The sequence below is a fragment of the Pseudomonas ovata genome (assembly GCF_003131185.1).
Classification (GTDB): domain Bacteria; phylum Pseudomonadota; class Gammaproteobacteria; order Pseudomonadales; family Pseudomonadaceae; genus Aquipseudomonas; species Aquipseudomonas ovata.
This window is the reverse complement of the sequence record NZ_QFFU01000009.1, coordinates 36,280-62,616: the sequence shown is the minus strand read 5'-3', so window position 1 is coordinate 62,616 and position 26,337 is coordinate 36,280. Positions and strand designations below refer to the sequence as shown.

General features: G+C 60.6%; 25 protein-coding genes and 4 pseudogenes. 12 read left to right on the top strand and 17 right to left on the bottom strand.

The annotated features are described in order from the left end of the window. The first annotated feature begins 6 nt into the window (after positions 1-6). From treS to DGA31_RS30005, 5 genes and pseudogenes are all read left to right on the top strand, one after another. Positions 7-3,339, top strand: a complete 3,333-nt coding sequence (gene treS / locus DGA31_RS14285) for a maltose alpha-D-glucosyltransferase (protein ID WP_109512976.1) — start codon at positions 7-9, stop codon at positions 3,337-3,339. Then, a complete protein-coding gene (gene glgB / locus DGA31_RS14280) occupies positions 3,336-5,561 on the top strand; it encodes a 1,4-alpha-glucan branching protein GlgB (protein ID WP_056839655.1) in 2,226 nt (741 codons plus the stop codon). The genes treS and glgB overlap by 4 nt, the downstream gene beginning before the upstream one ends. A gap of 410 nt (positions 5,562-5,971) precedes the next feature. Further along, a pseudogene (locus DGA31_RS14275) lies at positions 5,972-6,538 on the top strand (ATP-binding cassette domain-containing protein); the annotation flags it as partial. 25 nt (positions 6,539-6,563) lie between these two features. Continuing rightward, positions 6,564-7,158 (top strand): annotated as a pseudogene (locus DGA31_RS30010) (ABC transporter permease); the annotation flags it as partial. Then, positions 7,159-7,515 (top strand): annotated as a pseudogene (locus DGA31_RS30005) (glycine betaine ABC transporter substrate-binding protein); the annotation flags it as partial. Between the two features lies 1 nt (position 7,516). Here DGA31_RS30005 and DGA31_RS14265 read toward each other — a convergent pair. Next, positions 7,517-8,740, bottom strand: coding sequence for an MFS transporter (locus DGA31_RS14265; RefSeq protein ID WP_109512975.1), 1,224 nt, complete (start codon positions 8,738-8,740; stop codon positions 7,517-7,519). A 155-nt stretch (positions 8,741-8,895) separates the two neighbouring features. Here DGA31_RS14265 and DGA31_RS14260 point away from each other — a divergent pair, with 155 nt between their 5' ends. Continuing rightward, positions 8,896-10,017: a lactonase family protein gene (locus DGA31_RS14260; protein ID WP_109513069.1), complete on the top strand. Its 1,122-nt coding sequence runs from the start codon at positions 8,896-8,898 to the stop codon at positions 10,015-10,017. Positions 10,018-10,062: 45 nt separating this feature from the next. Here the strand turns inward: DGA31_RS14260 and DGA31_RS14255 are convergent, their stop codons facing one another. The 4 genes and pseudogenes from DGA31_RS14255 to DGA31_RS14240 form a co-directional block, all read right to left on the bottom strand. Beyond that, on the bottom strand, positions 10,063-11,652 hold the full coding sequence (locus DGA31_RS14255) for an ABC-F family ATPase (RefSeq protein WP_109512974.1): 1,590 nt from the start codon (positions 11,650-11,652) through the stop codon (positions 10,063-10,065). 35 nt (positions 11,653-11,687) lie between these two features. Further along, positions 11,688-11,910: pseudogene (locus DGA31_RS30565) on the bottom strand (site-specific integrase); the annotation flags it as partial. A 161-nt stretch (positions 11,911-12,071) separates the two neighbouring features. Beyond that, the gene (locus tag DGA31_RS14245; RefSeq protein WP_152035039.1) at positions 12,072-12,431 is read right to left on the bottom strand and encodes a hypothetical protein; all 360 of its coding nucleotides are present in this window, start codon (positions 12,429-12,431) and stop codon (positions 12,072-12,074) included. A gap of 290 nt (positions 12,432-12,721) precedes the next feature. Next, a complete protein-coding gene (locus DGA31_RS14240) occupies positions 12,722-12,982 on the bottom strand; it encodes a hypothetical protein (protein WP_056839662.1) in 261 nt (86 codons plus the stop codon). Between the two features lie 367 nt (positions 12,983-13,349). Here DGA31_RS14240 and DGA31_RS14235 point away from each other — a divergent pair, with 367 nt between their 5' ends. Then, a complete protein-coding gene (locus tag DGA31_RS14235; RefSeq protein WP_109512971.1) occupies positions 13,350-13,583 on the top strand; it encodes a PLD nuclease N-terminal domain-containing protein in 234 nt (77 codons plus the stop codon). A gap of 118 nt (positions 13,584-13,701) precedes the next feature. Then, entirely contained in the window at positions 13,702-13,833 is a 132-nt protein-coding gene (locus DGA31_RS30490) for a hypothetical protein (protein ID WP_277749400.1), read from the top strand. A gap of 42 nt (positions 13,834-13,875) precedes the next feature. Here DGA31_RS30490 and DGA31_RS14230 read toward each other — a convergent pair whose 3' ends face one another. The 3 genes from DGA31_RS14230 to DGA31_RS14225 form a co-directional block, all read right to left on the bottom strand. After that, the gene (locus tag DGA31_RS14230) at positions 13,876-14,079 is read right to left on the bottom strand and encodes a hypothetical protein (RefSeq protein WP_109512970.1); all 204 of its coding nucleotides are present in this window, start codon (positions 14,077-14,079) and stop codon (positions 13,876-13,878) included. 371 nt (positions 14,080-14,450) lie between these two features. After that, positions 14,451-14,585 carry a hypothetical protein gene (locus DGA31_RS30485; protein ID WP_277749399.1) on the bottom strand — a complete coding sequence of 45 codons (135 nt, stop codon included), beginning with the start codon at positions 14,583-14,585 and terminating at the stop codon, positions 14,451-14,453. 147 nt (positions 14,586-14,732) lie between these two features. Then, on the bottom strand, positions 14,733-15,047 hold the full coding sequence (locus DGA31_RS14225; RefSeq protein ID WP_109512969.1) for a DMT family transporter: 315 nt from the start codon (positions 15,045-15,047) through the stop codon (positions 14,733-14,735). A 226-nt stretch (positions 15,048-15,273) separates the two neighbouring features. On the opposite strand from DGA31_RS14225, the gene DGA31_RS14220 reads away from it, so the two are divergent. Next, the gene (locus DGA31_RS14220; RefSeq protein WP_056839665.1) at positions 15,274-15,717 is read left to right on the top strand and encodes a hemerythrin domain-containing protein; all 444 of its coding nucleotides are present in this window, start codon (positions 15,274-15,276) and stop codon (positions 15,715-15,717) included. Between the two features lie 50 nt (positions 15,718-15,767). Further along, on the top strand, positions 15,768-16,115 hold the full coding sequence (locus DGA31_RS14215) for a 2-oxoacid ferredoxin oxidoreductase (RefSeq protein WP_109512968.1): 348 nt from the start codon (positions 15,768-15,770) through the stop codon (positions 16,113-16,115). On the opposite strand, the gene DGA31_RS14210 is transcribed toward DGA31_RS14215, so the two are convergent. Further along, a complete protein-coding gene (locus tag DGA31_RS14210) occupies positions 16,112-16,387 on the bottom strand; it encodes a peptidylprolyl isomerase (protein ID WP_056839667.1) in 276 nt (91 codons plus the stop codon). The genes DGA31_RS14215 and DGA31_RS14210 overlap by 4 nt on opposite strands. A 109-nt stretch (positions 16,388-16,496) precedes the next feature. On the opposite strand from DGA31_RS14210, the gene DGA31_RS14205 reads away from it, so the two are divergent. Next, a complete protein-coding gene (locus DGA31_RS14205; protein WP_109512967.1) occupies positions 16,497-17,678 on the top strand; it encodes a PilT/PilU family type 4a pilus ATPase in 1,182 nt (393 codons plus the stop codon). A 17-nt stretch (positions 17,679-17,695) separates the two neighbouring features. Here the strand turns inward: DGA31_RS14205 and DGA31_RS14200 are convergent, their stop codons facing one another. The 8 genes from DGA31_RS14200 to DGA31_RS14170 form a co-directional block, all read right to left on the bottom strand. Next, the gene (locus DGA31_RS14200) at positions 17,696-19,279 is read right to left on the bottom strand and encodes an ABC transporter ATP-binding protein (protein ID WP_109512966.1); all 1,584 of its coding nucleotides are present in this window, start codon (positions 19,277-19,279) and stop codon (positions 17,696-17,698) included. Positions 19,280-19,293: 14 nt separating this feature from the next. Continuing rightward, positions 19,294-20,316: an ABC transporter permease gene (locus DGA31_RS14195; protein WP_056839670.1), complete on the bottom strand. Its 1,023-nt coding sequence runs from the start codon at positions 20,314-20,316 to the stop codon at positions 19,294-19,296. Then, on the bottom strand, positions 20,316-21,380 hold the full coding sequence (locus DGA31_RS14190) for a microcin C ABC transporter permease YejB (protein ID WP_109512965.1): 1,065 nt from the start codon (positions 21,378-21,380) through the stop codon (positions 20,316-20,318). Before DGA31_RS14190 ends, DGA31_RS14195 begins: the two co-directional genes overlap by 1 nt. Further along, positions 21,381-23,249, bottom strand: coding sequence for an extracellular solute-binding protein (locus DGA31_RS14185; protein ID WP_109512964.1), 1,869 nt, complete (start codon positions 23,247-23,249; stop codon positions 21,381-21,383). 140 nt (positions 23,250-23,389) lie between these two features. Further along, on the bottom strand, positions 23,390-23,671 hold the full coding sequence (locus DGA31_RS14180; RefSeq protein ID WP_056839673.1) for a peptidylprolyl isomerase: 282 nt from the start codon (positions 23,669-23,671) through the stop codon (positions 23,390-23,392). A 77-nt stretch (positions 23,672-23,748) separates the two neighbouring features. Then, positions 23,749-24,831, bottom strand: coding sequence for a 3-deoxy-7-phosphoheptulonate synthase (locus tag DGA31_RS14175; protein ID WP_109512963.1), 1,083 nt, complete (start codon positions 24,829-24,831; stop codon positions 23,749-23,751). A 325-nt stretch (positions 24,832-25,156) separates the two neighbouring features. Next, positions 25,157-25,297: a hypothetical protein gene (locus DGA31_RS29810; protein WP_153811676.1), complete on the bottom strand. Its 141-nt coding sequence runs from the start codon at positions 25,295-25,297 to the stop codon at positions 25,157-25,159. A gap of 237 nt (positions 25,298-25,534) precedes the next feature. Further along, complete coding sequence (locus DGA31_RS14170) at positions 25,535-25,765, bottom strand: DNA-binding protein (RefSeq protein WP_056839675.1); 231 nt, start codon at positions 25,763-25,765, stop codon at positions 25,535-25,537. An 82-nt stretch (positions 25,766-25,847) separates the two neighbouring features. On the opposite strand from DGA31_RS14170, the gene DGA31_RS14165 reads away from it, so the two are divergent. Next, positions 25,848-26,249 carry a helix-turn-helix domain-containing protein gene (locus DGA31_RS14165; protein WP_240043404.1) on the top strand — a complete coding sequence of 134 codons (402 nt, stop codon included), beginning with the start codon at positions 25,848-25,850 and terminating at the stop codon, positions 26,247-26,249. Positions 26,250-26,337 lie beyond the last annotated feature (88 nt).

The following is a 26,337-nucleotide window of genomic DNA, read 5'->3' as shown; positions in this document are numbered from 1 at the left end:
ATCACCATGGCGAAAAAGTCCAGAAACGCCAGTTTTATCAACGACCCGCTCTGGTACAAGGACGCGGTGATTTACCAGGTCCACGTCAAATCGTTCTTCGATTCCAATAATGACGGTATCGGTGATTTCCCAGGCCTCATCGCCAAGCTCGACTACATTGCCGGGCTGGGCGTGAACACCATCTGGCTGCTGCCGTTCTACCCCTCGCCACGGCGCGATGATGGTTACGACATTGCCGAGTACCGCGCCGTGCACCCCGACTACGGCAGCATGGCCGATGCCAGGCGGTTCATCGCCGAGGCGCACAAGCGTGGGCTGCGGATCATTACCGAGCTGGTCATCAACCACACCTCGGACCAGCACCCGTGGTTCCAGCGGGCGCGCCAGGCTAAAAAGGGCTCCAAGGCCCGCAATTTCTATGTCTGGTCCGACACTGACCAGAAGTACGACGGCACTCGCATCATCTTTCTGGATACAGAGAAGTCCAACTGGACCTGGGACCCGGTGGCCGGCCAGTATTTCTGGCACCGTTTCTACTCGCACCAGCCGGACCTTAACTTCGATAACCCGCAGGTGATGGAAGCGGTGCTGGGCGTGATGCGTTTCTGGCTCGACCTGGGCGTGGATGGCCTGCGCCTGGACGCGATTCCCTACCTGATCGAGCGCGACGGCACCAACAACGAGAACCTGCCCGAGACCCACCAGGTGCTCAAGCGCATTCGCGCCGAAATTGATGCCCATTACCCGGACCGCATGCTGCTGGCCGAGGCCAACCAGTGGCCTGAGGACACGCAGCTGTATTTCGGCGACAGCAAAGGTCCGGATGGCGATGAGTGCCACATGGCGTTTCACTTCCCGCTGATGCCACGCATGTACATGGCCCTGGCTCAGGAGGATCGCTTTCCGATCACTGACATTTTGCGCCAGACCCCGGAAATCCCGGCCAACTGCCAATGGGCGATCTTCTTGCGCAACCACGATGAACTGACCCTGGAAATGGTCACCAGCCGTGAACGTGACTACCTGTGGAATCATTACGCCGCTGACCGTCGGGCCCGCATCAACCTGGGCATCCGGCGTCGCCTGGCGCCGCTGGTGCAGCGTGATCGGCGCCGGGTCGAGTTGCTCAACAGCATGCTGCTGTCGATGCCCGGTACGCCGACCCTGTACTACGGCGATGAACTGGGCATGGGTGACAATATCTACCTGGGCGACCGCGACGGTGTGCGCACGCCCATGCAGTGGTCGATCGACCGCAACGGCGGCTTTTCACGTGCCGACCCGGCCAGCCTGGTGCTGCCGCCGATCATGGACCCGCTCTACGGTTACCAGTCGGTCAACGTCGAAACCCAGGACGCCGACCCGCACTCCCTGTTGAACTGGACCCGGCGCATGCTGGCGGTGCGCAAGCAACAAAAGGCGTTTGGTCGTGGCACGCTGCACATGCTGTCGCCCAGCAACCGCCGCATCCTGGCCTATACCCGTGAATACACCGGCACCGATGGGCACACCGAGACCATTCTGTGCGTGGCCAACATGTCCAGTGCCGCCCAGGCCGTCGAGCTGGAATTGTCAGCCCACGCCGGCAAGGTGCCGGTCGAAATGCTGGGCGGCAGTGCCTTTCCGCCCATCGGCCAGTTGACCTACCTGCTGACATTCCCGCCCTACGGCTTTCATTGGTTTCTACTTGCAGCGGAGAATCAAATGCCCAGTTGGCACGTCGAACCGGCCCAGAGCATGCCGGACTTCCCGACCCTGGTACTCAAGAAGCGTCTGGAAGAACTGCTCGAAGAACCTTTGCGCGACACCATCGAAAACACCGCCCTGACGGTGTACCTGCCCAAGCGGCGCTGGTTCGCCAGCAAGGACAAACCCATCGAAAACGTGCACATCGCTTACGCGGTGCGCCTGAGTAACGGCAATCGTCCTGTGCTGCTCAGCGAGGTCGACGTTACCGCAGGCGGTCAGCAAGAGCGCTATCAACTGCCGTTTGGCCTGCTGGCCGAAGAGGATTTCAACAGTGCGCTGCCGCAGCAGCTGGCCCTGAGCCGGGTGCGGCGCGGGCCGCAGGTCGGGCTGATCACCGATGGTTTTACCCTGGAGCATTTCATTCTCGATGTGATCCAGGCCATGCAGGCGCAGACCGTGCTGGACACCGGCAGCGCGCATGGCCAGTTGCATTTCCAGGGCACTGAAAAGCTGACACCGCTGGGGCTCGACCAGAACTCGGAGGTGCGCTATCTGTCGGCCGAGCAGTCCAACAGCTCGGTGGTGGTCGGCGGCAGCCTGGTGCTGAAGATGATCCGCAAAGTCAGCGCCGGTGTGCACCCGGAACTGGAAATGGGGGCCTACCTGACCGGCGCCGGCTATCAATACATCTCACCCTTGCTCGGCTCGCTGGTCCGCACCGACGCTGACGGCCAGCCGCACCTGCTGATGATTGCCCAGGGTTACCTGAACAATCAGGGCGATGCCTGGGAGTGGACGCAGAACAGCCTGGAGCGGGCCGTGCGCGATCAGCTCTCGCCAGCTGCCGCAGGCCAGGAAGCGTCTTATGACGCGCTGGGCGAACTGGCTGACTTTGCCCGCAACCTGGGCCAGCGCCTGGGCGAGATGCATCAGGTATTGGCGGCGCCTACGGACAACCCTGATTTTGCCGTGGAAAACACCTCTGCCGATGAGGCCCGGGACACGGCCAAACGGGTACAGGCGCAAATCGAACGTGCCCTGAAATTGCTTGAGCAGCGCAAGGGCGACCTGCAGGCCGAGGATCGCCAACGGGTCGACAGCCTGCTGACGCAACGTGAACGCATCCAGGCGCACGTCCTGACGCTGGCCGAGGCCAGCGCAGGCGGCCTGCGCATGCGTGTGCATGGTGATCTGCACCTGGGCCAGGTGCTGGTGGTGAAAGGGGATGCCTACCTGATCGATTTCGAAGGTGAGCCGGTACGGCCATTGCAAGAACGACGCGGCAAATACAGCCCGTTCAAGGATGTCGGCGGCGTATTGCGTTCTTTCGACTACGCTGCGGCCATGGCGGCGCGCAGTGCGCAAAGCGTGGACACCTCACCCGAGGCGGCCGCTGCCCGCCAGCAGGTGGCCGGGACTTACCTGAGCCAGGCCCGCGAGGCCTTTCTCGACGGTTACCGGCAGGCCAGTGCGTCGATCGCGCATGCCTGGAAAGACCCGCAAGGCGAAAACGCCGCCCTTGAATTATTTACCCTTGAAAAAACCGCCTATGAAGTAATCTACGAAGCCGAGAACCGCCCGGACTGGTTGGCCGTGCCTTTGCAGGGCTTGCGTGGATTGCTGGAATTGAACGATGGAGAGTCAACATGAATGCGCCTGATAATCATGGCACGGGCCGCCAGCCACTGCCCGCCGCCGTCGACACGGACGCTTTGATCCGTGCCGAACACCGTGATCCATTCTCCATCCTGGGCCCTCACGACGACGGGCAGGGCGGGCAGATCATCCGTGCCTACCTGCCCGGTGCACTGAGTGTGCGGGTGCTGGCGCGTGGCAGCGAACAGGACCTGGGCGAACTGCCCATGACCGAGGTGCCGGGCCTGTTTGCCGGCCGGTTCCCCGAAGCCCGGCCATACCTGTTCAAGATCAGTTGGGCCGGCGGCGAGCAGATTACCGAGGACCCGTACAGCTACGGGCAATTGCTCGGTGAGATGGACATCTATCTGTTCTCCGAGGGCAATCACCGTGACCTGGGCCACTGCCTGGGCTCGCAGTTGCAGACGGTCGATAACGTGCAGGGTGTGCGCTTTGCCGTCTGGGCCCCTAATGCCCGCCGTGTCTCGGTAGTGGGCGATTTCAATAACTGGGACGGGCGCCGACACCCGATGCGCCTGCTGCACCCGTCGGGCATCTGGGAAATCTTCGTGCCGCGCCTGCAGCCGGGTGAAAAGTACCAGTACGAAATTCTTGGCCCGCATGGCATCCTGCCGCTTAAATGCGACCCGGTCGCCCGCGCCACGACCTTGCCGCCGGAAACCGCCTCCAAGGTGGCCGGTCCCTTGCAGTTCGACTGGCAGGACCATGACTGGATGCAGGAGCGTGGCGACCTGCATGCACCGTCTGCGCCGCTGTCGATCTACGAGCTGCATGCCGGTTCCTGGCAGATGGAGCAGAACGAGGACGGCACGGCCTGGCGCCAGTACAACTGGCGAGAACTGGCTGACCGCCTGATTCCGTACATTCAGGAGCTGGGTTTTACCCACATCGAACTGATGCCGATCATGGAGCACCCGTTCGGCGGTTCCTGGGGCTACCAGTTGCTGGCACAGTTCGCGCCCACGGCGCGCTACGGCTCGCCGGAAGATTTCGCCTTTTTCGTCAATGCCTGCCACCAGGCCGGCATTGGTGTCATCCTCGACTGGGTGCCGGCGCACTTTCCGACCGACACCCACGGCCTGGCCGAATTCGACGGCACGGCGCTGTATGAGTATGGCAACCCGCATGAGGGCTTTCACCAGGACTGGAACACGCTGATCTACAACCTGGGTCGCACCGAAGTGCACGGCTTCATGCTGGCGTCGGGCCTGTTCTGGCTCAAGCATTTCCACATCGACGGCCTGCGTGTCGATGCAGTGGCCTCGATGTTGTACCGCGACTATTCGCGCAAGGCCGGCGAATGGGTGCCGAACCGTTTCGGCGGTCGCGAAAACCTCGAAGCCATCGACTTTCTGCGCCACCTCAACGACGTGGTGGCGATCGAAGCGCCCGGCGCACTGATCATCGCCGAGGAATCCACCGCCTGGCCAGGCGTGACCCAGACCACCCAGCAAGGCGGCCTGGGCTTTGCCTACAAGTGGAACATGGGCTGGATGCACGACTCGCTGCACTACATCCAGCAAGACCCGATCCATCGCGCTCATCACCACAGCGAGTTGAGCTTCGGCCTGGTGTATGCCTGGTCCGAGCGCTTCATCCTGCCGATTTCCCACGACGAAGTGGTGCATGGCAAGCGCTCGCTGATCGACAAGATGCCGGGTGACCGCTGGCAGAAATTTGCCAACCTGCGGGCCTACCTGACCTTCATGTGGGCCCATCCTGGCAAGAAGCTGCTGTTCATGGGCTGCGAATTCGGCCAGTGGCGTGAGTGGAACCACGACGAGCAACTGGACTGGTACCTGCTGCAGTACGCCGAGCACATCGGCATCAAGAAGCTGGTGGGTGACCTCAATCGGCTGTATCGCCATGAAAAGGCCCTGCACGAACGCGACACCGAGCCGATGGGCTTCCAGTGGCTGATCGGCGACGATCATGCCAACAGTGTCTACGCCTGGTTGCGCTGGAGTCGGGAGGGCGAGCCGCTGCTGGTGGTGTGCAACATGACGCCGGTGCCACGCGAGGCCTACCGGGTCGGCGTGCCGTTTGACGGGGCCTGGACCGAATTGCTCAACAGCGACTCGGAAACCTATGCCGGCTCCAACCAGGGCAACGGCGGTGAAGTGCGCGCCACCGACGAGCAGAGCCATGGCCAGCCGGTCTCGCTGCTGCTCAACCTGCCGCCTCTGGCGGTGCTGATTCTCAAGCCAAAAGGCTGATCCATCTTCCTGCAGGCGCGGCCGCCCGGTCGCGCCTGCAGGCGGTGCCTGCAAAGCCGCGCCGCCATAATAGACATTGACCCCCGCGTACAATTCCCCCCGCTTCTTCACGCGTAGAGTGAAGCCACTCGCCGCAAGCCTTGATTCATCCCCCTTGTGACGAGCCGATACTCTGGCGCCCGATCATTCACAGAAATGAACCTGGCCACCCCTGCATCGTCCCCCGACTCGCGCTCAGGCTTGAGCGTACTGCCAATAGCCACGGTGTCTGCTGTTATTGGTAATAAAGATAATAATGAGGGTCGTATGAGCGTAAGCAACGAGGCAATTCTTTCCGTTTCCACTCTCTTCAAGATCTTTGGTCCCACCCCGAGTGGGCCATGGACATGCTGCGTAACGGCGCCGACAAAGACGAAGCCTTCTCGGCCCTCTACCCGCTGATCCGCCATGAGATGCAGGGCGAACTGATCCGCCTGCAGGCCGAGCAGCAGCGCACGATCATCTTCATTTCCCACGACATCGAGGAGGCCATCCGCATCGGCCATCGCATCGCGATCATGGAAGGCGGCCGGGTGGTGCAGATAGGCACCCCACAGGAGCTGATCAACCAGCCGGCCATCAAGGGTTTTGACAGCTCGCGGGTGCTCAAGGCCGGCGATGTGGCGCAACTGGACCCCGGGATCATCTGCCGTCTCAACGGCAAGGCGCCGCAGTTCAGGGCCGGTGCCGACTATGGCTATCTGGTCGACGAGCGCGGGCACCTTCTGGGCGTGGTTGACACCGAGACCAGCGGCGCGGCGGCCGACGACCGGCACCGGCTGCACGAGCAGGCCCCGGTCTACACCGACACCCCGCTGGATGAAGTGCTGAACATCGTTGCCAGTCTGTCTTACCCGGTGCCGGTGCTGGACCGCGCCGGAGCTTTCAAAGGCACGATTTCCAAAAGTCAGCTGTTGCAGACCCTCAGCCGCCATTAAGCACCCACCCCAAGAGGTCGCCACCATGTCCGAATTCAGCCTTCTCGACCCGTTCCAGTCCGCCACCATCCCCCTGGGGCAATGGGTGGAAAGCATCCTCAATTACCTGGTGCACAACTTTCGCGATGTATTCCGCGCCATTCGCTGGCCCATCGACCAGGTGCTCAACGGCATCGAGTACCTCCTGCAAAGCATCCCGCCGAGCATCGGCATCCTGCTGTCGACGCTGCTCGGCTGGCAGCTGGCGGGTAAGCGCATGGCTGTCGTTCGTGACCCTGACGCTGCTGGGCTTTATCGGCGTCTGGTCCGAGTCGATGACCACGCTGTCGCTGGTACTCACGGCGGTGTTCTTCTGCGCGGTGATCGGCATTCCGCTGGGCATCCTGTGTGCCCGCAGCGACCGCCTGGAGCGGGTGGTACGCCCGCTGCTGGACGCCATGCAGACCCTGCCGGCGCTGGTGCGCCTGACCAACCTGGGCATCCGCCAGGTGCCCGAAGACAAGATCGAAGCGGCCCGCGCCTTTGGCGGCACACCGTGGCAGATGCTCAAGCGCGTGCAGTTGCCGCTGGCCACCTCGACCATCATGGCCGGCCTGAACCAGACCCTGATGCTGTCGCTGTGGATCGCCGGCGTATTGGTCGAGGACCGCGACGTGGTCTGGCTGGAAGTGCCCAGGACCGACCTGCCCGGCGGCAAGAACGACGTCGACACGATGTACAAGGGCAAGAACCTGGGCTTTGCGGTCGATAAGGTCGAAGCCGTCCTGAACCGCGATTTCGCCGAGAAAAATCCGGCAGCGCTCAAGTTCCTGTCAGAGATGCAGATCACCACGGCCGACGAAAGCGCGCAGAACCTGAAGATGCAACAGGGCGAGAACAAGCCCGCCGACATTCGTCGTTATAGCGAGCAATGGGTGGCCGCGCACCGTGCGCAGTTCGATCAATGGCTGCAGGCGGCGCGCGACGCGGCAAAGTAATCTACCCGTCGACAGCACTGGCAGGCTGTTGCCGCCGTGACAGCCACCAGGTCAGCCCCAAGGCCAGCACCGACAACAAGGCGCTGTAGAAGAAGATCAGCCCGTACCCCTGGCCCAGGGCGATGGCACCCATCAGTGGGCCGGCAATCGCCATTGCCAGGTCGAAGAACACGGCATAGGCACTCAAGCCGGCCGAGCGGCTGGCAACCGGCACCCGCTTGATCGCTTCGACGCCCAGCGCCGGGTATACCAGGGATAACCCGAGCCCGGTCAGGCCCGCCCCGAGCAGCGCAATGCCGGTGTTGGGCGCCAGCCACAGCAACGTCAGGCCCACCACTTCCACGCCGATGCAGACCATGGCGGCCAGGTAGCCGCCCAGGCGGTTGATTGCGCCGATGAACACCAGGCGCGAGACGATGAAGCAGACCCCGAACAGGGTCAGGCAGTAGGCCGCGCCTTGCCAGCCGCGGCTGATGTAGAACAGGGTGATGAAGGTGGTCAGGGTGCCGTAGCCGATGGAGGCCAGGGTCAGCGCCAGGCCATAGGGTGACACGCGGCTGAACACCGACCAGTAAGGCAGGCGCTCGCCCTTGATCACCGGCACCGACGGCTTGTGGCGTATCAACAGCAGGCCCAGACCGGCCAGCAGGATCAGGGCGATGCCCAGGCTGTGAAACCCCACCTCATCAATCAGCCAGACCCCCAGCGGCGCACCGATGGCAATGGCGCCATAGGAGGCGATGCCGTTCCAGGAAATCGAGCGCGCCGTGTGTTCGACGCCAACCTTGGCGATCGACCAACTGATGGTGCCGACACCGATGAACCCTTGCGCCACGCCCATGAATAACCGGGCCACGATCAACAGGGTCAGGCTGGCCACCGGGTACGCCTGGCACAGGGTGCCGAGCAGTGTCAGCACGCCGCCCAATACAAACCCCGCCAGGCCGTAGACGATGGCCCGCTTGCTGCCCAGGTTATCAGTGATGCGTCCGGCAAAGGGACGACTGATCAACGTGGCCAGGTATTGCGCGCCAATCGCCAGGCCCGCCACCACGGCGCTGAACCCCAACTGGTCATGGATATAGCCGGGCAGGATGGCCACGGGCAGGCCGACACAAAGAAAGGCGATGAAGGTGTAAAGGACAATGGCAACGATCTGCAGGGTGATCGCCATCTGGCTGGGTGGGGCAGAGGCAGGTCCAGATGAGTTGGCGCTGACGGGCATAAGGCGGGTCCACAGAAAGAAGGGTGGGCGTGCTTCATCATGGCGCGTGCCCTGCGCAAATGAAAGCAGGCTATCTATTTAATCAGCGTCCTTGCTGATCCACACAGAATAGTCATAGGATGACTGATAACAACCACAACAATAAAGGCGATTCCATGTTCAAACCCCTCCTGCTGGCTGCGGCCATGGGCCTGAGTATCAGTGCTCAAGCCGCCACCTTTGCTTATATCTCCAGCCCCGCCGACGGCCTTATCTCGCAGTATCGCCTGGATGAAACCAACGGTGCGCTGAGCCTGGTCACGCAGACCAAGGCTGGCGAGCAAGTCAATCCGCTGGCTGCCGCCCACGACGGCACCCGACTCTATGCCGCCTTGCGGGCCAAACCCTACAAGGTTGTGGGCTATCGCATCGAGCCGGGGAGCGGACATTTGAAAGCGTTCAGCGAGGCACCGCTGGCCGAGAGCCTGGCTTATCTGTCGCTGGATCGCAGCGACCGTTACCTGATGGGCGCCTCGTATGGCGGTGACCTGCTCAGCGTGCAGCCGGTGGAGGCGACCGGTGGCGAGCAGATCAAGACCTACAAGACCGGCCTGCATGCCCATTCGATCCGCACCGACCTGAGCAATCGCTTTGTCTATGCCGGTAACCTGGGTGTCGATCAGGTGCTGCAATACCAACTGGACAACCAGAACGGCAGCCTGACCCCCATCGGCAGCGGCCAGGTCAGTGTCGCGGCCAACAGCGGACCCCGTCATCTGGCGTTCTCCCCCGATGGCAAGTTTCTCTATGTGGTCGGTGAAATGAGCGGCACCGTGACCGGCTTTGCCATTGATCCGGCCAGCGGTGCACTGACCCGGGTCAGCCAGGCCGACGGGATTCCCGAACGCTTGAAGCTGGCGCACGGCGAGGTTCGCGATGCCCGCAACAATGACCTCAAGGACGACCCTACGCCACGTATCTGGGCGGCAGACATCCGTCTTTCGCCGGATGGCCGCTTACTGTTCATGAGTGAGCGCACCACCAGTTCGGTTTCGGTGTTCAAGGTCGAGCCGGCCAGCGGCCAGGTGACCTACCTGAACAACTACGCGATGCAGGAAAAGCAGCCACGCAATATCGCCGTGGCCCCAGGCGGACGCTGGTTGCTGGTGACAGGGGAGAAGAGTGACACCGTCGGCAGCTATGCCATCGGTGCCGACGGCGCACTGAAGCGGGTCAGCGAGGCGCCGTCAGGCAAGGGCGCGTTGTGGATCGAAATGGTCCAGGTGCCCGACGCCTGAGTGCAGGCTGTGCGGCCGAGGCATTGGCCCCGGCCGCCATGCGGTTTAGAACACCACGCCCTGGCTGCGCAGGTAGTCGTCGTACGTACCGCTGAAGTCGATCACGCCATCCGGGCTCAGCTCGATGATGCGCGTCGCCAGCGATGATACGAACTCACGGTCGTGGCTGACGAAAATCAGCGTGCCGGGGTAGTTTTCCAGCGCCAGGTTCAGCGCTTCGATCGATTCCATGTCCAGGTGGTTGGTCGGTTCGTCCATTACCAGCACGTTGGGCTTTTGCAGGATCAGCTTGCCGAACAGCATGCGGCCTTGCTCACCACCGGAAATCACCTTGACCGACTTGAGGATCTCGTCGTTGGAGAACAGCATGCGGCCCAGGGTGCCGCGCACCAGTTGCTCGCCGCCCTGGGTCCACTGGCCCATCCAGTCGAACAGGGTCCAGTCGTCTTCGAAGTCGTGGGCGTGGTCCTGGGCGTAGTAGCCGATTTCCGCTGCATCGGTCCACTTGATGCTGCCGGCATCGGGTGTCAGTTCGTTGACCAGTGTGCGCAGCAGGGTGGTCTTGCCGATACCGTTGGGACCGATGATCGCTACGCGCTCGCCGGCTTCGACAGTAAAGCTGAAGTCCTTGAACAGCGGCACGCCATCGAAACCCTTGGCCATGCGCTCGACCACCACGGCCTGACGGTGGAGCTTCTTGGTCTGCTCGAAACGAATGAACGGGCTGACACGGCTGGACGGCTTGACCTCGGCCAGCTGGATCTTGTCGATCTGCTTGGCGCGCGAGGTGGCCTGCTTGGCTTTCGAGGCGTTGGCCGAGAAGCGGCTGACGAACGACTGCAGCTCGGAGATCTGCGCCTTCTTCTTGGCGTTGTCGGCCAGCAGCTGCTCGCGCGACTGGGTCGCCACGGTCATGTATTCGTCGTAGTTGCCCGGGAACAGACGCAGCTCGCCGTAATCCAGGTCAGCCATGTGCGTGCACACGCTGTTCAGGAAGTGACGGTCGTGGGAAATGATGATCATCAGGCTGTTGCGCTGGGTCAGCACGTTTTCCAGCCAGCGGATGGTGTTGATGTCCAGGTGGTTGGTCGGTTCGTCGAGCAACAGCACTTCAGGGTCCGAGAACAGCGCCTGGGCCAGCAATACGCGCAGCTTCCAGCCTGGCGACACTTCACTCATCGGGCCGCTGTGCTGCTCGATGCCGATACCCAGGCCCAGCAGCAGTTCGCCTGCACGGGATTCGGCGGTGTAGCCGTCCATCTCGGCAAACTCGGTTTCCAGCTCGGCCACGGCCATGCCGTCGTCTTCGGTCATTTCCGGCAGCGAGTAGATACGGTCGCGCTCGGCCTTGACCTTCCACAGCTCCTCGTGGCCCATGATCACCGTGTCGAGCACCGTGAATTCTTCATAGGCGAATTGATCCTGGCGCAGTTTACCCAGGCGCACGTTCGGTTCGAGCATCACCTGGCCACCCGAAGGCTCCAGATCGCCGCCCAGGATCTTCATGAACGTGGATTTGCCGCAGCCGTTCGCGCCGATCAGGCCGTAACGGTTACCGGCGCCGAACTTGACCGAGACGTTCTCGAACAAGGGTTTGGGGCCGAACTGCATGGTGATATTTGCGGTGGAGATCAATTGCCTTACCTATCAATAACTTACGATCTAAAATTTTAGCCTGGGACCAATTTGGGACCCATCTGGAGCTTTTGCAGCTCCTGCCAGTCGTTGGATGAGTTGATCCATCGTGCATAAGTCGAAAGAAGCATCTGCACGCTATGCCCAAGCTGTTGGGCGATGAATGCGGGGTTGGAGACCAGACATTGACCATATTGTCGCATACGTATGACTGCAGTTATATGGCCGACTAGAGGGGATGCCCAACGCCGCCAGGGCTGGTCGCTATCGCCCACGCATGCTTGAGGTCTGCTTCCGTGCTTCGGGTGTCATGGACGGCAGGAAAATGCAGGCATGGATGTGAGGCTGATTTCCCCCTCGCACCGGCGTAGTCCTGTTTTGCAACAAGTGCATGCATCTCTGAAAGAATCGCGTCCTTGTCAGCGGTCACGTACGCCCGGTTTACCTTCTGGAGGATGCGCCAGTGATTGCCGCTCAGCCATAACTCGCTGAGCGGCCCGTTTTTCCGCGTTGATGTCTTGTATTTTGCTGATGGTGTAAAAAAAGAGACCGGTGCAGACGAACGCAATGGCCACACGGTGGCGTGCCTTGATCGTGATGTGTGTTCTCTTTTCGATCAGACGATTGATGGGCGGGGCGAAAACCAGGGCGGCGACAAGCATGAACGGCCCAAGTAGCAAACTGCTGAACATCGAGGCCAGGCCAATGAGCAGGAACAGGGTGAACAGCAACCACATGACGGCCGTACGGAACAGGACATTGATTCTGGACCCGGACACGGTTATCGCTCCCTGATAAATGTCGAGGATCGTAGGGTTGTGGCCCAGCGCCGGTCAATGGCAGGTTGATCCTCTCATGGACATTTGTTGCGAAAATGTTTATTGGTTTGCGTTATTCCAGCTCGTGACAGGAAGGGCCTTGATGTCCGATCTTTGACATAGAGAGATGCAAAAACGCCGACAGCTGAGGTCGGCGTTTTCGTTACAGCATCAGAGGCGAATAATCACCTGAGGCCTGGTTCAAAAAGGTACGGGCAACAGGTTGAACCTGCGGTACAGGTGCGATCCCGTCAAGGCAAGGATTCCAGCTCCAGCCCACTGCCATCAAAGGCTCTGCCCAGCCTGGCAACCAGCGTCTGGAATTCTTCTGGCCAGGCGACGTTATCCATTTCATACAGCTCACGCATCTGAGCGGACAAGGCTTCACCGCGCTTCGGGTCGAGTTGGGCCATGTGCGCGGCCATGAGGACCAGAAGGTCGTTGACGGCATCCAGCTTTCGCTCTGCAACCTCAAGCCGTTGTGCCAGTTCGGTTTCTGATGGCGTTGTCATGCGTACTCCTTGCGGCCGTGATGGATGGGTCAAACTTTGACATACCTGCCTGTCAGGTCAATGACAATGAGCCGCGCAATGGATTGCAGTATCGCCGTGGAGGGTATGAAACGTGGCGTATCATGCCGGTCCATTGCCGAAGGGATGTACATCGAGCGCTGCCTATCAAGACAGTAAGGCGCGTGCGCACGTTCGATCGGAGTGGATGCTTTGAGACCGTGCAGTGAGACAGCTGCGTCACTTTAACGCACGCCTCCGTTCATGCCGACGGCTGATAATCGGTGGGAACAAACCTTTCATGCTCAATGACTCAACCTTTGAAGCCTGCACGGGCTAACCCGTAATCATTAATGATGGAGTACTTCTCATGGAAGCAATTATCAGCCTGTTATGGCTACCCTTTACGCTGCTAGTCCTGATCGCCGACGTCGTAGTAATCATCGGCATCTGTCGCAGCCAGAAGAGCACCGGGACAAAAGCGGCCTGGATCATCGGGATTCTACTGTTCCCCGTGCTCGGTCTGATTGTCTGGGGGCTGGCCGGGCCACGCGGCATTCGCCCGGGCGAGGGGCCGACTTCGGACGAGCACAGCAAGGGATGATGCCGGTTCGCTTGAAGGCAGTGATATACATGCTCGACGCACCTTCCATGATGATTGCTTTGAACCGTAGCCGTGCACGGCTGCCAAATGCCTGCACTCATCAGAAGGGACGACGACCATGACCGAAGAAAAGAAAAGTGAACAAGAGCAGAAGCAGAACAGGGAAGACATCCCGGCGCATTCGACCCCGGAAGAAAAAGAGCGCCTGAAAGACTTCAACAAGGATGGCATTCCACCAGGCGCTTGTTAAGCGTATCGGGGCGGCCCTGCATTAAAACGTGCAGGGGCCGTCTCACTCGATCGTTGAGGCGACAGTGCGCAATCGTTGTACCGAGGCATTGAGCGAGGCAATGTGGCCTGTGACATCCACACCATCGACATGGCCGCCGCGCTGGTTGAGAAAGGTGAAATGGCCATTCATGGTCACCGACAGGCTTTCCAGGTGCTCGGCCGCTTCTTCAAGGTCGCGCTTGATGGTGTAAAGGGTTTCCAGCATGGCGTGTCGCCTTGGATGAGGGAGTCTGCAGATCCGTAATAGTCCGTATCGAGGTCCTTTATAGAGGCCTGTATACGCCAGCCTGATAAAAGTTGTAAGACAATAAACTAATAAATTCCCGGTTTATGCCCGACGTGTTTGTGGCGTCATTTAATTGTGTTGCCTGGCTGCGAAGGTGCTCTTCTGGGGGTGACAGCATTCAGGTCAACCCGCTTCACACGCCTCCTCAAACAAGTAAGGCGTGAGTCTGTTGGCCTGGATTTAAATAGTCCGGCCTGCGACGGTTTGATCGCCAGTGATGACCCTGTGATCGTGATGCCGATAAAAGAAGCCGGTGCCTGGCCATCCCGCCAGGCACCGGCAAAGGCACCTTACTCCACGCTGCAGATCCAGCGATGAGCGTGTCGGTAGGGCGCGCGGATGAAGGTAATGTCCGCGATCCGTTTCAGCCCGCGTTTTTGCAGCGCTTCAGTCAGTTGCACAAGAGTCTCTGCTTCGATAGTCATTGCTGTTACCTCGCCAGATCGTTCGCTGTACCTGTTACTGGGGTGGCGGGCTGAGGCAGTAATTCATTTTTTATTTCAGGGCAGGTTCCAGGCGGTCGAGTCGGTCTCCAGAGGCCTGGTGATCACACCGCTTGCACATCATCGGCGTCAGGAAGCCATCTTCATCAGCACCAGTCCACTGACAATCAGCACCGCCGCCAGCACGCGCATGAGCGTCAGTGGCTCGCCCAGCACACTGACGCCGACCACAAAGGCGCCTACGGCCCCGATGCCGGTCCAGATGGTGTAGGCGGTGCCTAGCGGCAGGCTTTTCATGGCGATCGACAGCAGGGCGAAGCTGGCGATCATGGCGACCAGTGTGATCACCGTCGGGGTGGGGCGGCTGAAGCCTTCGGACTGTTTCATGGCCAAGGCCCAGACCACTTCCAGTACCCCTGCAAACATCAGATAGATCCAGGCCATGATCGGCTCCCCCTGATCAATCAAGAACCGGGTCGTCCCGGCGTATTGTCCCGTCGTGGGTGAGGCCGTCCTCAAGGTCCGCCAGTCTATCGTCGTGATGACCGGCTGGAAACCGCGAGCAGGCAGGTCGCTGGCCTGCACACGATCTTTGGAACTGCCCGTCTCGCTTGTGGGTCTAGGTTTCAGGGCCTGCATCGGGCCAAGTCTGTCTACCGGGAGATTTATCGTGAATATTTTCGAAGCCCTTCGTGAAAGCCATGATCGCCAGCGCGGCTATGCCGATGCCCTGATTCAGACCCACGGTGCCAGCGAAGCGCGCGCCGAAGCCTATCGGCTGCTCAAGGACGAACTGCAAGCCCACGAAACGGCCGAAGAGCGACACTTCTACATCCCGCTGATGGAGCACGACAATGGCATTGACCTGAGTCGCCATGCCATTGCCGAGCATCACGAAATGGATGAGTTGATGGAGGAACTCGATGCCACCGACATGTCCAGCCCGAGCTGGCTGGTGACGGCCAAAAAGCTGAGCCACAAGGTTCATCATCACCTGAAGGAAGAAGAACAGAAGTTCTTCCAGAGCGCAGGCAAGCTGCTCGATGAAAAGCAGAAAGACGCCTTGGCCAGCCAGTACCTGAAAGAGTTCAAGGAGCAACTGGCCGAAGGCTGAAAGCCCGCTGCAGTGATAGACTCGGCCTTTTTCAGGGAAAAGGGCCGGTCATGAAATGTGCAATTGTGTTCGCGTGTGCAGCCCTGATGGCAGGGTGCGCGGCGCCGTCGAACTCGGCCCGCTCTGGCGGGCCCCTCAAGACGCTGGCCAGCCAGAAGACCAGCGCTGAAGTGGCGCAGTGCATCCAGGTGTCCTGGCAGGACACCCGGATGTTCGGTGACACGGCTGATGTCTTTCTGGACCCGCTCGACAACGGTGGCTTTACGGTGTTTACCACCCAGTCACGCTACTTTGCCGATGTCCTGCACCAGGGGGGCGGCAGCGAAGTTCGCTTCTATGCGCCAGACGGCGGCGACCAGGTAAGGCTGAGAAGTGCTTCAGTCGCCACTTGCCTCTAATCGCGATAGAACACCTGGACCAGGTGATAGCCGAACTTGCTCTTGACCGGCCCGTGCACGGTGCGTAACGGTTTCTTGAAGATCACCTGGTCGATGGCGTGGACCATCTGGCCAGGGCGGACTTCGCCCAGGTCGCCGCCACGTTTGCCGGACGGGCAGGTCGAGTGTTTTCTGGCCAGTTCATCGAAGGCTTCGCCCTTGGCGATGCGCTGCTTGAGACGCTCGGCTTCTTCGGCGGTCTTGACCAGGATATGGCGGGCTTGGGCTTTCATGTCGCGATGTTACCTGTCGCAAAAGGCTGCCATTATGCCTGTCATCTACGCTCAATGATGCATCGGCCGCCCTGGCCGTCTCTACCTTTTCAAGTGTGCGGTGTCGAATATGGATTTTCCGGCGTTACTCAAGACCCTGGCCACCCAGGATGGCTCGGACCTGTACCTTTCCACTGGCGCACCGCCCTGTGCCAAGTTCAATGGCGTACTCAAGCCGCTGGGCACCGAGACACTCAAGCCCGGTGATGTGGGCAGGGTGGCCGAGTCGATCATGGATGAAGAGCAGCGCCGTGTGTTCGAGCATGAGCTGGAGATGAACCTGGCTGTTTCACTGGCCGGGATCGGGCGTTTCCGGATCAATATCTTCAAACAGCGCAACGAAGTCTCGATCGTGGCGCGCAACATCAAGCTGGACATCCCGCGCTTCGAAGACCTGCACCTGCCACCGGTGCTGCTGGATGTGGTCATGGAAAAGCATGGCCTGGTGCTGTTCGTGGGGGCCACCGGCTCCGGCAAGTCCACATCGCTGGCAGCGTTGATCGACTACCGTAACCGCAATGCCAGTGGCCATATCATCACTATCGAAGACCCGGTGGAGTTCATCCACCGGCACAAGAAATCGATCATCAACCAACGTGAAGTCGGGGTCGACACCCGCAGTTTTCATGCGGCGTTGAAGAACACCCTGCGTCAGGCGCCGGACGTGATCCTCATCGGTGAGATTCGCGACCGCGAAACGATGGAACACGCGCTGGCCTTTGCCGACACCGGGCACTTGGCGATTTCAACCCTGCATGCCAATAACGCCAACCAGGCGCTGGATCGCATCATCAATTTCTTCCCTGAAGAGCGCCGTGCCCAGTTGCTGCACGACCTGGGCAACAACCTCAAGGCGTTTGTCTCGCAGCGCCTGGTCCGCACCCCCGATGGCAAGCGCCGCGCGGCGGTCGAGGTGATGATGGGCTCGCCGACCATTCGTGACCTGATCCAGCGCAACGAGCTGACCGGCCTCAAGGACATCATGGAAAAATCCGCCAACCTGGGGATGCAGACGTTCGACAGCGCGTTGTTCAATCTGGTCATCGAGGGCGCCATCAGCGAGGAGGAGGCCATCAAGCATGCCGACTCGAAAAACAATGTGCGCCTGCGCCTGAAGCTGCACGGCGAAGGCAAGGTGGTGGCCGGCCCCAGCGAGGCGCCTGCCGCGCCGGTCGGCATCAATAGCCCGAACATGGCCCAATGGGGACTGGTTGAAGACGACAGCGACAAAGAGCCAACCACTCAGTCCTGAACAGGGCGCGTGTGCCTTCAGGCCTGCCCGGGGTGCGCCGCCGCCAGCAGTTCGCGGGTGTAAGGGTGTTGCGGCGCGTCGAACACCGCCTCGCTGCTGCCGCGTTCGACCACCTTGCCGTCCTTGACCACGATCACGTCGTGGGCCAGGGCGCGCACGACAGCGAGGTCGTGGCTGATGAACAGGTAGGTCAGGTCGTGCTTTTCCTGCAGCGTGCGCAACAGGCTGACCACCTGCTTCTGGACAGTACGATCCAATGCCGAGGTCGGTTCGTCGAGCAGGATGAACGCCGGCTTGAGCACCAGCGCCCGGGCAATGGCGATGCGCTGGCGCTGGCCACCGGAAAACTCGTGCGGGTAACGGTGCCGGCTCTGTGGGTCCAGGCCTACTTCTTCCAGGGCCTGGATCACCTGCTCGTCACATTGGCGAGCGTCCAGCTGGCTGTGCACTTCCAGGCCCTCGGCGATGATCTGCGCCACCGACATGCGCGGGCTGAGACTGCCATAAGGGTCCTGAAACACCACCTGCATTTCCTTGCGCCACGGGCGCATCTGTCGCGGACTCAGGCCGTCCAGCGACTGGCCGCGAAAGCGGATCGTGCCGGTGGAGTCCAGCAGGCGCAGGATGGCCTGGCCCAGGGTCGACTTGCCCGAACCTGATTCACCGACAATGCCCAGCGTCTTGCCGCGCTCGATGCTCAGGCTGATGTCGTCGACCGCCTTGAGGTATTCGCTGTGACGACGCAGCAGGCCGCCGGTGAGGGAGAACCAGACCCGCAGGTTGTCGACCTGCAGGAGTTTTTCCCGGGGGGCGCGAGGTACGGGCAGCCCGGCCGGCTCGGCATCGAGCAGCAGACGGCTGTAGGGGTGCTGCGGGTTCCTGAACAGACTCTGGCAATCGCTGTGCTCGACAATCTGGCCGGCGCGCATCACACACACCCGCTGCGCCACGCTGTGGACCAGGTTCAGGTCGTGGCTGATCAGCAGCAATGACATGTTCAGGCGTTGCTGCAGGTCCTTGAGCAGGCGCAGGATCTTGCGCTGCACGGTGACATCCAGCGCTGTGGTGGGCTCGTCGGCGATCAGCAGTTCCGGCTCGCAGGCCAGTGCCATGGCGATCATCACCCGCTGGCGCTGACCGCCAGACAGCTCATGCGGATACGCCTTGAGGCGCTTGTGCGGCTGCTGAATGCCCACCAGGTCGAGCAGCTCCAGAATCCGCTGCTCAGCCTGGCGTCCACTGATGCCGCGGTGCAGCAGCAGGGTTTCGCCGATCTGCCGGGACACGGTGTGCAGCGGGTTGAGCGAGGTCATCGGCTCTTGAAAAATCATCGCGATGCGGTTGCCACGCAGCTGGCGTAGGGTGCTGGCGTCGGCGCCCAGTAATTGCTGGCCGCGCCAGGTGATGCTACCGGTGCAGGTCGTGCCGGTCTGCGGCAGCAATTGCAGGATCGAGTGCGCCGTGACCGACTTGCCCGAGCCGGACTCGCCCACCAATGCCAGGCACTCGCCGGCACGCACGTCCAGGCTCAGGTCATTGACCACTTGCTGGCCCTGGAAGGCGATGTTCAGGTTGCGAATTTCGATCAGGTTGTCCGGCATATCAGGTTCTCGGGTCAGGCGCGTGGATCAAAGGCATCGCGCAATGCTTCGCCGATAAACACCAGCAGGGTGAGAATCAGCGCCAGGGCGCAGAAGGCCGTCAGGCCCAGCCAGGGCGCTTGCAGGTTGGTCTTGCCTTGCGCAATCAGCTCGCCCAGCGACGCGCTGCCGGCCGGCATGCCGAAGCCGAGAAAGTCCAGGGCGGTAAGGGTGGTGATGGCGCCCGTCAGCACGAAGGGCAGGTAGCTCAAGGTGGCGCTCATGGCATTGGGCAGGATATGCCGCAGGATCATCTTGCTGTCGCTCAGCCCCAGGGCACGAGCGGCCTTGACGTACTCAAGCTTGCGTCCACGCAAGAACTCGGCGCGCACTACATCCACCAGGGCCAGCCACGAAAACAGCGCCATGATGCCCAGCAGCCACCAGAAGTCGGGCTCGACAAAGCCCGACAGAATGATCAGCAGGTACAGCACCGGCAGCCCTGACCAGACTTCCTGCAAGCGCTGGCCGAACAGGTCGACCCAGCCGCCATAGTAGCCTTGCAACGCGCCGGCGGCGATGCCGATCAACGCGCTGATCAGGGTCAGGGCCAAGGCAAACAGGATCGACACCCGCGCCCCGAAGATCACCCGCGACAGCACATCGCGGGCCTGGTCATCGGTGCCCAGCCAGTTTTCGGCCGAGGGCGGACTGGGCGCGGGGGTCGTGAGGTCGTAGTTGGGCGTGTCAGCGCCGAACGGGATCGGCGGGAACAGCATCCAGCCGTCGCCCTGGTCGATCAGCCCGCGTACATAGTCGCTGCGATAGTCGGGCTGGAACGGCAGTTCGCCGCCGAACTGTTGTTCGGTGTAGCGCTTGAATACCGGGAAATACAACGAGTGCTTGTAGCTCAGCACCAAGGGCTTGTCGTTGGCGATCAGCTCGCCGCCCAGCGTCAGCATGAACAGCGCACAGAACAGCCACAGCGACCACCAGCCACGACGGTGATTGCGAAAACGCTCCAGGCGCCGCCGGGCCACGGGTGACAGGCGCTCCATCAGGCACTCCTCGCGCTGAAGTCGATGCGCGGATCGACCAGGGTGTAGCAGACATCGCCGACCAGTTTGATCAGCAGGCCGAACAGGGTAAAGATGAACAGGGTGCCGAACACCACCGGATAGTCGCGTGATACGGCCGCTTCGTAGCTCAAGCGTCCCAGACCGTCGAGGGAAAAAATCACTTCAATCAATAAGGAGCCTGCAAAGAACACGGTGATCAACGCCTGGGGAATGCCGGCAACCACCAGCAGCATGGCGTTGCGAAACACATGGCCGTACAGCACGCGCCGCTCGCTCATGCCTTTGGCCCTGGCGGTGGTGACGTACTGGCGGGTGACTTCATTCAGGAACGCATTCTTGGTCAGCAGCGTCAGGGCGGCAAAGCCGCCGATCACCAGCGAAGTGACCGGCAGCACCAGATGCCAGAAATAGTCGGCGATCTTGCCGAGCAACGACAGCTGCGCAAAGTCTTCCGACACCAGGCCGCGCACCGGAAACCAGTGCAGGGATGTGCCACCGCAGAGCACCACCACCAGCAGCATGGCCACCAGAAAAGGCGGCATCGCGTAGCCGATGATGATGACCGTGCTGCTCCAGACATCAAAGCTGCTGCCGTGCCTGACCGCCTTGCGAATGCCCAGCGGGATCGACACCAGGTAGGTCAGCAGGGTGGCCCATAAACCCAGTGACAGTGACACCGGCAACTTCTGCAGGATCAGGTCGGTCACCGAGGCGCCGCGAAAGAAGCTGTTGCCAAAGTCCAGCCGTGCATAGTGGCTGAGCATCAGCCACAGTCGTTCATGCAACGGCTTGTCAAAGCCGTACTGGCGCTCGATTTCCTTGATCAGCTTGGGGTCCAGGCCGCGTGATATGCGCGACTGGCCGGCGCTGGCGCTCTCGGCCGGCGCACTGCCGACACTGGCCCCACCGATGCCCTGCAAGCGGGCAATGGCCTGCTCGACCGGTCCGCCGGGCGCTGCCTGGACGATGAAGAAATTGACCAGCAGGATACATAGCAGGGTCGGGATGATCAGCAACAGGCGCCTGATGATATAGCCGAGCATCTACTGCATCTCCCAGGGAAGGGCCGAAGCGCCACGACGTGCAATAAATGCCTCGCGGGTCAGGGCCGTGGGGCTGATCTCCCACCAGGTCTCGATGGCTTCGCTGTTGCGTGCAGCAATGGCGGGCATACCGAAGCGGTTCCACCATACGGTTGACGCGCCTGGCGGATAGTAATTGGGGATCCAGTAGTAACCCCACTGCAGGACCCGGTCCAGGCAGCGTGCGTGGTCGACCATGTCGGCCTGGCTGCCGGCCTTGACCAGGCCTTCGATCAGCGCATCGACGGCCGGGTCCTGTAGCACCATGACATTATTCGAGCCAGGATCACGGGCCACTTTTGAGCCGAAATTGTTGTACAGCTCCAGGCCTGGCGATGTCGTCACCGTGTAGCCGGTGACGATCATGTCGTAGTCGCGGGCCATGACCCGGTTCAGGTACTGCGCCGGATCGATACGGCGGATGTCAAAGCGAATGCCGATCTGCGCCAGATTGCGCTTGAACGGCAGCAACAGGCGTTCAAAGCCCGATTGGGCGTTGAGAAAAGTGAAGCTCAAGGGCTCGCCTTGGGCATTGACCAGTTGATCGCCCTCAGGCGTCCAGCCGGCCTCTTTGAGCAAGGCCAGGGCTTGCAGCTGTTTGTCGCGGATAAAGCCGGTGCCCTGGGTGGTTGGCGTCTGGAAGACCTGGGTAAAGACCTCGTCCGGGACCTTGCCGCGCAGCGGCTCAAGGATCTCCAGTTCGCGTGGCGAAGGCAGGGCGGTGGCCGCCAGGGCCGAGTTGGAAAAGTAACTGCTCTGGCGGATGTACATATTGCGCATCATCTGCCGGTTGGTCCATTCGAAGTCCCAGAGCAATGCCAGCGCCTGGCGCACCCGACGATCCTTGAATACCGGCCGGTCGAGGTTAAAGATAAAACCCTGGGAGTTCTGTACGGCACCTTTGGCCAGGTGCGCTTTCTGCAACAGGCCATCGGTCAGGGCCTGGCCGTCATAGCGGATGGTGTAGCCGGTGGCCGAATACTCGCGGTTGTAATCATAGCCACCGCCCAGCAGTACCTGCCGGGCCACGTCGGTGTCGCCGAAATACTCGATGCGAAAGCTGTCGAAGTTGTACAGACCGCGGCTGACTGGCTTGTCGCGCCCCCACCAGTCGGGGTCGCGTTCGAAGGTGATGCTGCGCCCGGCATCGACCTTGGCAATCCTGTAGGGGCCGCTGCCAAGCGGAACTTCAAAGCCTGCACCGCCGGCAAAATCACGGCTTTTCCACCAGTGCTCGGGCAACACCGGCAGCGAGGCCAGTTCCAGGGGCAGGGTACGATTGTCGGCATTGCTGAAATCGAAGCGAACCTGGCTGGCGGATTCCACCTCGATGTTTTTCACGGCCTCGAATTGGGTACGGTATTCCAGTTTGCCTTGGCTCATCAGCAGGTCGAAGGTGTACTTGACGTCACTGGCGGTAATCGGCGTGCCATCGGCGAAACGGGCCTGGGGGTCCAGATAAAAGCGCAACGACAAACCATCGCTGCTGCGCTCCATGCGCCGGGCAACCAGGCCATACACCGTATAAGGTTCATCCAGCGAACGCACCGCCAGCGGGGAGTACAGCAATTTATCGATCTGCGCGACGCCCATGCCCTTGTCGACGTAGGGGATCAGATGATCGAACTGGCCGATCTCCTGGGCGGACCTGCGCATGCTCCCGCCTTTGGGCGCATCCGGATTGACGTAGTCGAAGTGCGTGAAGTCGGTAGCATAGCGGGGCGCCTCACCGTAGACGGTCAAGGCATGCTCGGGAGCAGCAGATAACGGTTGCAGGGCGGCGAGCAAGGCCAGTGCCGCAGCCAGAAGCGATAAACGAACGAAACCCATGAGCCGACCAGGTGCGGTGAACGATCATGCCCTTCTACAGGGAAAGCCACGGGTCGCCAAGCGTAAACAGTGCATATTCCTACAGGCTAAAACGAAACAGCCCACCGTAAGGTGGGCTGTGTGCAGTCTGCGCGACAGGATCAGTCCTGGCGGCTGGTCACTTCCAGCAGGTGGTAACCGAACTGGGTCTTGACCGGACCTTGAACGGTATTGACCGGGGCGCTGAACACCACGGTGTCGAATTCCTTGACCATCTGGCCTGGACCGAAAGAACCCAGGTCGCCGCCCTGACGGCTGGACGGACAAGTCGAATTGGCCTTGGCGATTTCGGCAAAATCGGCGCCGCCTTCGATCTGGGCCTTGAGTTCGTTGCACTTGTCTTCGCTGGCAACCAGGATGTGACGGGCAGTGGCTTTAGCCATTGGAACGGTACTCCTCTTGGAAAAAAACACAGGCTACCCGATTGTGGCCTGCATTTCTCCCTAAAGTTCCTGCGGCTTCAGCGGTAGCGCAGGCGGTTCACCGCTTCGAGCAACAGCTGTTCGGTCGAGTCCCAGCCCAGGCAGCCATCGGTCACCGAGACCCCGTATCTGAGGTTCGGACCCAGCGGCTGGTTGCCGTCGAACAGATGGCTTTCAAGCATCATGCCGATCAATGAGCGATTGCCTTGCACGCGTTGCTCCAGCACGTCGCGCAACACACCGGGCTGACGCAAAGGGTCCTTGTCGCTGTTGGCGTGGCTGCAATCGACCATGATCCGTGGGGCAATGCCCTGCTTGTCGAGGGCGCTGCGCACCCTGGCAATGTGCTCGGCAGCGTAGTTGGGGCCTTGATGGCCGCCACGCAATACAATGTGGCTGTCCGGGTTGCCGTGCGTCTCGATGATTGCCGGATGACCCTGGCGATCGACGCCGAAATGACGGTGCGGGTGGGCGGCCGAGCGAATCGCATCGCAGGCCACGGCGACCCCGCCGTCCGTACCGTTCTTGAAACCGACCGGCATGCCCAGGCCGCTGGCCATTTCCCGGTGGACCTGTGATTCGGTGGTGCGTGCACCGATGGCCACCCAACTGAGCATGTCGTCGAAATAACCCGCCGCCATCGGCTGCAGCAGCTCAGTGGCCACCGGCAAGCCCATCTCCAGCATGTCACGCATCAATCGACGTGACAGGGCAAGGCCTGCGGCCATGTCATCGCTGCCATTGAGATGCGGGTCGTAGGCCAGGCCTTTCCAGCCGATGGTCGTGCGCGGCTTTTCCACATAGGCGCGCATGACCAACAACAATTGATCGCTGACCTGAGCGGCCAGGCGGGCAAGGCGTTCTGCGTATTCAAGCGCTGATTCGGGGTCATGCAGCGAGCAGGGGCCGACAATGACCAACAGGCGCGAGTCACTGCCATCGAGAATGGCGCGCACGGCGCGTCGATGGGCGGCGACTTGTGCGAGCAGAGGCTCATTCAGTGGCAGGCGGTGCTTGAGCTCCAGTGTACTGGGCAAGCGCAAGGAGAAGGGGGTGCTGTCCAGACGGGGGCTGCTGATGGACGATGTTTCAGGATTCTTGATGGCTGCGGACGAATTCATAAACTGGCTTCCTGGGCGGCGGGTTATCCCGCAGGCGCGCCTATAAGGGTGTTCGACAAGGGGTCGTATGGGGTTGATCAAGGGTATTGCCACCAGGCAGTGACCGGACGGAGGCGGCAGGTTGTCCCGAACGGAGGTGACTAAATCGCCAGGTAAAGCCAGAGTCGTTGCGGTAATAAGAGAAGTGAGTCATGTGGGGTGTCCTCGAAAAAAAGTGGCCAGGGTTATCGATCGCCGGAAAAACAAAACCCCCGGTCGGGAGGCCGACCGGGGGTTGAGAGTTCTCTGGTTGGCGTCCCGTAGAGTAGGGCGCCGATGTGGGGTATCAGGCGCGCCAGTGGCTAAACCAATACCCATAATAAAGATTGACTGCTGCGCAGACAGGTGCCGCGACCACGCCACCGGCAACAACCAGAACCGGGTTGTCGGCAAAGTGTTGAGCTAAGGTGATAACAGGGCGCAGCATCAAATAAGTCTCCGTAGATGCAAGCGAGCTTACTTTAGGCGCCGGCACACAGCAATTGAAGAATTCAATTGCTGTGAGTTTATCGATAGTCTTTGTCTTTGGTGGCGAGAAAGTAGCGTCTACGTGTAAATCGCAGTTAATGACCGACACGGTTTGTCAGAGCATTCGGTTTATACAAGAGGAAATGGCATTGAAAATAGAGGATCCTTTCATATGCCTACATTAGAGAAGGATCTGTCATTCGTCGTCCGGCTCTGGTGTGTTTTCCTGTGCAGGGATGGTGCCTTCCTTTATCCCCAGCAAAACCGCGACCTTGTGCGCTTCTCCGCGTCGACCCTTCTTGCGGCCTGCCAACACCTGATAAGTTGTAGCGGGATCAACACTGTTTTCCCGCGCGAATTGCTGAACAGATTTTCCCTGTTGGTCAAGCCAGGCCTTGGCTTGTGCAGGGGTACGGATTGCGGGCATAGTTCAAAACCGTTCAAGTAAGTTTAATTTTGTCAAGATTTTACCACTCGTAAGAGTGTGGTCAATAGGGTTGTGCATTCAAATGAGTGGAATAGGATACCGGCTAAGGAAAGAGCGCGAACGCCTCGGATTGTCCCAGCGAGCTTTTGGTGAAATCGGTGGTGTCGAAGCCAATGCTCAAGGGAAATACGAAAGCGGTGATCGCGCACCCAAGGCTGATTACCTGGCAGCGGTGGCCGCCAAGGGGGTTGATGTTCTCTATGTGCTCACCGGAAGGCCGACACCCATACCCCTCGACAATCTTAGCCTTGCCGAGGAAAAGGTATTGGGCAGCTACAGAACCCTGCACAAGGAAGATCAGGATGCAATCCGGCGCCTGACCACGACCATGGCTGAATTGAGCACTTCTCAAGTCATTGCCAGGCCTGTGCCTGACCAACCGTTACTCGACAAACCACGACCGGATGCTCCGGACGAGAGCTGACGGCTAATCTGCCCATTGGGCGCATTTTGCATGTCATTGCATATTTTTCTCTGGTATCAGGCCACATGAGTGATAGCTTGTTGTCAAC